This is a genomic window from Flavicella sp. (assembly GCF_037132785.1).
GTDB lineage: Bacteria > Bacteroidota > Bacteroidia > Flavobacteriales > Flavobacteriaceae > Flavicella.
Map to the genome: position 1 here is coordinate 1 of NZ_JBAHZZ010000049.1, position 7,142 is coordinate 7,142.

5 protein-coding genes and 2 pseudogenes are annotated in these 7,142 nt (G+C 30.8%); 4 read left to right on the forward strand and 3 right to left on the reverse strand.

Going from position 1 to position 7,142, the window contains the following annotated elements; translation table 11 throughout:
- Positions 1-192 precede the first annotated feature (192 nt).
- A pseudogene (locus V5787_RS03080) lies at positions 193-375 on the forward strand (transposase); the annotation flags it as partial.
- A 189-nt stretch (positions 376-564) separates the two neighbouring features.
- Here the strand turns inward: V5787_RS03080 and V5787_RS03085 are convergent.
- Together V5787_RS03085 and V5787_RS03090 are read right to left on the reverse strand one after the other, a co-directional pair.
- Positions 565-1,875: a hypothetical protein gene (locus tag V5787_RS03085; protein ID WP_336891814.1), complete on the reverse strand. Its 1,311-nt coding sequence runs from the start codon at positions 1,873-1,875 to the stop codon at positions 565-567.
- Between the two features lie 38 nt (positions 1,876-1,913).
- Positions 1,914-4,328, reverse strand: a complete 2,415-nt coding sequence (locus V5787_RS03090; RefSeq protein WP_336891815.1) for a TonB-dependent receptor — start codon at positions 4,326-4,328, stop codon at positions 1,914-1,916.
- Positions 4,329-4,439: 111 nt separating this feature from the next.
- On the opposite strand from V5787_RS03090, the gene V5787_RS03095 reads away from it, so the two are divergent.
- From V5787_RS03095 to V5787_RS03105, 3 genes are all read left to right on the forward strand, one after another.
- Positions 4,440-5,417 carry an AraC family transcriptional regulator gene (locus V5787_RS03095; RefSeq protein ID WP_336891816.1) on the forward strand — a complete coding sequence of 326 codons (978 nt, stop codon included), beginning with the start codon at positions 4,440-4,442 and terminating at the stop codon, positions 5,415-5,417.
- A 206-nt stretch (positions 5,418-5,623) separates the two neighbouring features.
- The gene (locus V5787_RS03100; RefSeq protein WP_336891817.1) at positions 5,624-6,463 is read left to right on the forward strand and encodes a mechanosensitive ion channel domain-containing protein; all 840 of its coding nucleotides are present in this window, start codon (positions 5,624-5,626) and stop codon (positions 6,461-6,463) included.
- A gap of 46 nt (positions 6,464-6,509) precedes the next feature.
- Positions 6,510-6,674: a hypothetical protein gene (locus V5787_RS03105; protein ID WP_336891818.1), complete on the forward strand. Its 165-nt coding sequence runs from the start codon at positions 6,510-6,512 to the stop codon at positions 6,672-6,674.
- 358 nt (positions 6,675-7,032) lie between these two features.
- Here V5787_RS03105 and V5787_RS03110 read toward each other — a convergent pair.
- Positions 7,033-7,142, reverse strand: a pseudogene (locus V5787_RS03110) (IS30 family transposase); the annotation flags it as partial.

The following is a 7,142-nucleotide window of genomic DNA, read 5'->3' on the forward strand; positions in this document are numbered from 1 at the left end:
GAAGCTATTTGTTACAATTTATATAGAAGTCCAAGGATAATTGCCACTAATTCTAAAAACTAAAGGAAAATGAACCAAAAAATAGATCCATAACTAACATAAACAATGAAAATAAGGAAAAAAACATAAATTTTAGATTTAAAAAGTCAAAATTGAAATCTAAAAATGAAAAGAGCATTATGCAACGGTCTTAAATTAATTGGTAAAACAAGGTTTAAAGTGGAGCGAACTTTTGGAGGAATAAAGTTATGGTTTAAAGGTGGAGTTGCAAGATATAGAGGTATGGAAAAAATGCATACTCAAAATCTGATGGAAGCTATTTGTTACAATTTATATAGAAGTCCAAGGATAATTGCCACTAATTCTAAAAACTAAAGGAAAATGAACCAAAAAATATAAATTTTAGATTTAAAAAGTAAAAATTGAAATCTAAAAATGAAAAGAGCATTATGCAACGGTCTTAATATGTCTCAAAAAAACCATCTATTAATGAGAAATTAATAGATGGTTTTGCTAGAAAATTTAAGACAGGATTTATAAAATCCCTTTTTGAAAATATGTAGACTAATAAACCCCTATATAGGTTGCGTCAGCGATATTTACCAAAGTTGCACCTAAGGTAAACCCATCAGGACTTGTAGAGGTTGCGTCAAAAATATAAATATTACCATCTTCACCAGTTGGTGTAATCGCCATATAGACTTTATCATCATCAACTACAACATTTTGATATTGTGTTAACCATAAATTTGTAGGAAGGTTTAATTTTACCGCAGTACCATTGTAAAGGTCAACTCTTGCTACAGACCAAAATCCATCTTCTTCATCAGTTCTTTCATAAGGGACATAGCCTATTCCGTTTCCTGCGTAAAACCATCCCCTAGATTTTGTGCCCTCACCTAATAATTCAGATAAATTAAAATCAAAACTATCATCATAATCGCCATCTTTGATTTTTAAGATATGTGTATCGTAAGTATTATCTGATACTGTAATAATTTGATAGATATCTCCTTGTTCATCTAAGTAGCCTGTTGGAGTTCTGTAACCGTTAGTCGCTCCTTTTGCTCCACCTACAGTTGTACTTATAATTTCAGGATTTGTCAATGAAGGGTAATCTGCTACTATCGTTTCTACATTAGTGTACGTTGCATCTACACGTTCGTCTGGGTTTAATGGATCGTAGCCTGATTTAGCCATTCCATAATAAATTTTATCTCCTGAAATTACAGGAGCATCTACTCTACTTATGTAATCATACTCCGTATCTTCCCCGCTTACAGGAATTATAAATTGCTCTACATTACCAAAAACAAGACCTTCCAATTCAACAGACATAAGACGTAGTGTTACGTCAGTTCTAACATAATTACCATCTTCGTCGTAAACTCTTGTTAAACCACCACCTTCACTATCATCAGTATCGGCATAGTGTATGGACGCAGAAGTACTACTCGTTTTTGTCCATCTTGCGTAAGCTGTTCCCATAGCAAATTGAAACGCTTTTTCGTTTAATAAGTTAAAGTCCTGACCACCATCAATACTTAATTCATAGATTCTACCTCCGCCATAATCTAAATTGTATAAATTATTACCATCATCAGAAGGGAAAATTCTAGCAGTTCTTGTAGAAGGAATAACATAACCATAGCCTTCAAAATCAATAGTTCCTGTTGTTAAATCTTTTGTTGTTTGTGCATATACTGGTGTTTCTCCATCTGAACTTAATGAGATTGCCACGGTAAAATTTCTACCTTCTTCGATAACCTCATTGTCATCATCGTCAATATCGCTATCGTCACAAGAAGTGAACAACAATCCCGACAGTAGGCAAGATATTATAACTGTTTTTGAAATTCTAAATTTGTTTTTCATTTTTATTTATTTTTAATTGATATTAATTGATTTTCTTTTCATAAGAATTTATAACTAAGCTTTGCGTAAAAAGCTCTTCCTGGTTTTTGCAAAGCAAAATTATCATACACTTGCTCATCAAAGATGTTTCTAGCATCTATACTAAAAGTGAGTTTTTTGTTGGGAAATGTATGCCCTATTCCTAAACTATTTATAAGTTGAGCTGGTATCATTGGCTTTCCAGCTCCTCCAATAGCGCTCCACCCTCTATAAAAGGCTTCTACATATGCCAAATTATGATAGACTCTAGTTTCTGATTTTTTTTGAATAAAATTTTTAAATAGGTAATCTGTATTGACATTTAAAGTAAAGTAAGGTGCGTTTCTTTCTCTATCTTGATAATAAATATAAGGTTCACCATCTTCATTAAATTCGGTATTAAATCTAGAGTTGAAAACTGAGACACCAATATTTATGCTTAGTTTTTGATTATATTTATATTTTAATTCAGTATCAAAACCTGTACTCAAAAAACTTTCCTCATTTAAATAATAAGAATATTCGAAAGAGTCGCTAACCTCATCATTTTTTTTGATTTTATCTTTAGTATCTCTATAGAAAAAATTAGTCTTAACAAACAAAGAATGTTTTTTAAAATTATAAGGTCCCAAATTAATTCCAAAGTTCAGATTTGAACTATGCTCAGGATCTAAATCGTGATTTTCATCAATATTTTCTAGGTTGTTTCCAAATAATTCATCCGTAGTTGGAAGTCTCAATGCTTTTTCACCAGAAAACATTAGTTGAAATACTGGAGTGAATTGATAAGAAAAGGCAAACCCATAACCACTTGCTTGAATAGATTTGTCAAATCTACTAACAACAGGGTCTGTATCACCATCTACAATTTCGGGTTCTTCAACTCCAATTTTTTGATGGTAGTATTTATAGAATAGTGAAGATCTAAACTTTTTATCCATAGCATTTAACTCATAACCTAAACCATATATGTTTTTAGACACGAATCGAGTATCTAATATCTCTCTCATGAGAGGGTCTAATAATGGATCATCACTAGATTGTTTAAAATCATTTAAAATAAAATTGAATTGAATTGAATTATTTTTATTAATTTCATAAGAAGTATTGTTACTTAAAACCCAGGTTTTACCTGTGTCCTCATTAAGGGTAGGACTGCCTGCTTCTGCACCTGAGCTATGTTCCATAAATTCTCCTCCACTTATATCATAATAATCAGGAACCTTTTCTCCAGACCAATCGTATACAAAAGCAACCGTATCAATGGATTTTCTAATAAGTTTGGAATACGATCCAAAAATGTTGACCGCTAAACCTTTTGTTAAAAAATCCTCTTTTTTATAGCTTGTGTTTAAAAGAGACGTATTTTGCTCTCCTTTTCTTGCTCCATAAACAATTTCCATAGTTTGTCCATGTTGAATGTCTTTTTTCATGTCGGACAATACAACTCCGACCAACAGTTCGTCTGCCCATGACAAATCAGTATAGCCAAAATCCAATTTTGTTCCTTTACTTTTATAACTATCATGAAATCTTTCGGCAACAATATAATTAACATCTCCTTCTTTATTTGACACATATATTTGATCTCCCCAAACTTCATAATTATTATCTGTATAATTATAAAAACCTGAACCCCTAAATACAAAACCTGATTTATTATTTAGATACGTTCCATTTATGGCTATTTGATGCGTATTAAAAGACCCATAAGAATAAGAAGCATTAAGACTATTTATTTTATCTTTATTTAAGATCACGTTAATAGCTCCACCTAAAGCATCTCCACCAAATTGTATAGGAACAACACCTTTATAAACCTCTATACGTTCAATCATCTCGGTAGGAATACTACTTATGGAAAAAGAAGATCCATAATTTTCGATAGGAACTCCATCAATAAAAATTTTAATTGCATTGCCCGATAAACCATTGATATTGAAGTCAACTCTTGATCCCATACCTCCACTTAGCCTTAATTTTACTCCAGCACTTTGGTCTAATACTTCGGTGGCTTGTATAGATTGCATTTTAACCCCTTTCATTTCAACTGAGTTAGTTGCAAATCCTCTAGTTTCTCTTTCTGTTTTTTTTGTTTTACCAATTATAACGACATCGTCTAATAATTCCGAATCTTCATTTAAATAGAAATCGACATGTCCTATATCACCCCCTAAATCAAATTCTTTTTTCTGGGTGACAAAGCCCATATAAGATGCCTGTACAATATACTTTCCAGTAGGAATATTAGAAATAATATATTCTCCTTTTTCATTTGCAACTGTAGCAAAACGATAATCACTAATCAAAATTGTTGCTCCAAACAAAGGTTCTCCATTTGCACTCACTACTTTACCAAGCAATTTATGCTCTCTTTCTTGAGCAAAAGAAATTAAATTAAATATTAACAATAATAAAACTAGTTTTTCACGCATTATTTTATTTTTCTTTATTTAGATTAAATAAAAATATATATTTGCAAAAGTAAATAACAAAAAAGATAATTGTTAACGCAAAAAGAAATTATTATAACGCAAAAAGAACAAATGCAAATACATTTCAAAGGTTCGATTTTTAAAGACGGAAATTGGGTGAGGTTTTTTAAAAAAGATTTAAAAAACTCAGTCATAAAAGGAACTAAATTTGTTGTAAATAACAGCCATACTCAAGGATTAATACAAGAGATTCAATTGAATGGAATATTTATACTCGCACAAAATATTAAAACAAACGAGAATCTAGAAATAAAATGTTCAAATGATTTCCCATTATTTAAACTTCATTTCGAATTTAACGGAGATATAAACTGTAATTTCTCTAGTAAAAAAAAGAGTGATTTAAAAGTTTTAAAAGGCATGTGTAATTTGTTTTATTTACCAAAATCTAAGACTACATATACATACAACCAAACCAATAAACGTTCGTTCGAAATGTTTTTTACTGAAGATTATTTACTCCGAAAAATGGGTCCATCCTTTACAAGCACCTTACAAAACACAAAATTAAATCAAAAACCATTTATGTTTTTTAAAGGCGGAATATTGATGAATGATATAATTAGTGTTATTGTAAATGACATACTGAAATGCTCATATTCGTCAATCATGAAAAAAGAATTTTTGGAAGCCAAAACAACCGAGTTAATAATAACGGCATTGACAAACTATGATCCAAAATCTCATCAACCTGTGCTTAGTCAATCCGACAAAGAAAAACTAAAAAAGGTGGTAAATCACATCAAAATGAATTTAAAAACTCCCCTTACAATACCTAAACTATCATTGCTCGCTGGTATCAATACATCTAAACTAAAAAAGTGTTTTAAACAGTTTTATGGAACAACTATTTTCAAATATATTACTTCATCAAGAATTGAAAAAGCTAAAGAATTAATTCAAAAAGAAAATTATACCATTTCTCAAGCATCTTACAAAGTAGGCTATAAAAACCCTCAACATTTTACGGTAGCTTTCAAAAAAAAACTTGGGTATTTGCCTAGTAAATTAAAAAACAATCTCTCTTAAACTTAATTTCATACACTTTATTCGGTAATTAATTACTTCTCCATACAAGAAAACTTAAATAGCTTGCTTTATTTTTTATCGTAATTAAATCATAATTCAAAGGTGAAAACCATACAAATCACATGTTATGAACATATGTTAGGGTTTCCAGAACTTAATTATTAGATAATTCTTTTATATTTGTCAATTAACTTAAAAAAAAGATTATGGATATTAATGAAATAAATACTGCTTTTGAAAGCATTAAGGTACAAACAATTGGAATAGTAAGTGAGTACGGTTTGAAATTAATTGGTGCTATTGCTGTATGGATTATCGGGTCGATAGTTGTAAAGTCTTTGGTAAACTCATTTGACAAAGCATTAGAAAAATCAAACACAGATTCCTCTTTAAGACCTTTCCTTAAAAGCATCGTTGGTATTTTACTAAAAGTATTGCTTCTTATAACGGTATTGACGATGCTAGGTATCGAAATGACATCATTTGTGGCTATTCTAGGAGCAGCAGGTTTGGCTGTTGGTTTGGCATTATCTGGTACTTTACAAAATTTTGCTGGTGGTGTTATGATCTTGATTTTTAAGCCTTTTAAAGTAGGTGATTTTATTGACGCACAAGGGTATCAAGGGGTTGTCTCTGAAATTCAAATTTTTAATACTATTGTAAAATCAACGGATAACAAAACTATTATTATTCCTAATGGCGGTTTATCTACATCTTCTATGACAAATTATTCAGTAGAAGCATTTAGGCGTGTAGATTTTAATTTTGGAGTAGGATATGGAGATAGTACAGAAAAAACAAAAGAAGTTATTAATAGACTAATTGCTACTGATAAAAGAATTTTATCTGGTGGTCAGCATGATTCATTTGTTGCAGTATCCGGATTAGGTGATAGTTCTGTGGACTTTGTAGTCCGCGTATGGGTAAAGTCTGAAGACTATTGGGGAGTATTTTTTGATATGAATGAAAATGTATACAATACCTTTAACAAAGAAGGTCTGAATATACCTTATCCACAAATGGATGTGCATATTCACAAGGACTAATACTGATTTAACTATTTAAAGTCGTTATTGTTTCGTGTATTTACTTATGGCAACAGCGATAAAATTCACAATAAAAGAGAGTCCATCAAAGTTGGGCTCTCTTCGAATAAAACAAACTCAATACCGTATTGAAAAAAGAATGACTTGGCTCTTAGAACTCCAAAAAGGACAATTTAAGACTCGTGCATCACTAGCTATTTTTGGGTATTAATTTACGCACCCAAGAACGGTAGATTCAACGATATATAGCTGGAGGAATAGAAAGATTGTTAAACCTAAAAACATTCGTTCAAGGATCGTCACTCCAGAGATTCATCAAGGGTTATCAGAGCGAGTAAACTCAAGTGACAATCCTTTTTTAGGTTATTGGGATACTGTACAATGGGTTAAAACCGAGTATAATACTGATGTAGAGTATCTTTAATTAAACATTTTAAGACCAAGCTTAAAGTTCCAATAAAATCGCATTACAAGAAAGATGATAAAGCGCAAGATGCTTTTTTAAAAATTACCTAACAACTTGAATTCAAGGTTATAACGCAACAAAACGTTTTAGTTTTATGATGTTACTAAGCTACAATTTTAAGTTCAATATCCATCATTTCTTTTGGTGTTTTATATCCAAGTATCTTTCTAGGTCTATTGTTTAGTTTTTCTTGAATAATTTGGAGTTGTTTTA

Bases quoted from the DNA above. Each gene is read 5' to 3' on its own strand.
- V5787_RS03085 (WP_336891814.1), bottom strand. From the start codon at position 1,875: ATGAAAAACAAATTTAGAATTTCAAAAACAGTTATAATATCTTGCCTA.
- V5787_RS03090 (WP_336891815.1), bottom strand. From the start codon at position 4,328: ATGCGTGAAAAACTAGTTTTATTATTGTTAATATTTAATTTAATTTCT.
- V5787_RS03100 (WP_336891817.1), top strand. From the start codon at position 5,624: ATGGATATTAATGAAATAAATACTGCTTTTGAAAGCATTAAGGTACAA.
- V5787_RS03105 (WP_336891818.1), top strand. From the start codon at position 6,510: ATGGCAACAGCGATAAAATTCACAATAAAAGAGAGTCCATCAAAGTTG.
- V5787_RS03095 (WP_336891816.1), top strand. From the start codon at position 4,440: ATGCAAATACATTTCAAAGGTTCGATTTTTAAAGACGGAAATTGGGTG.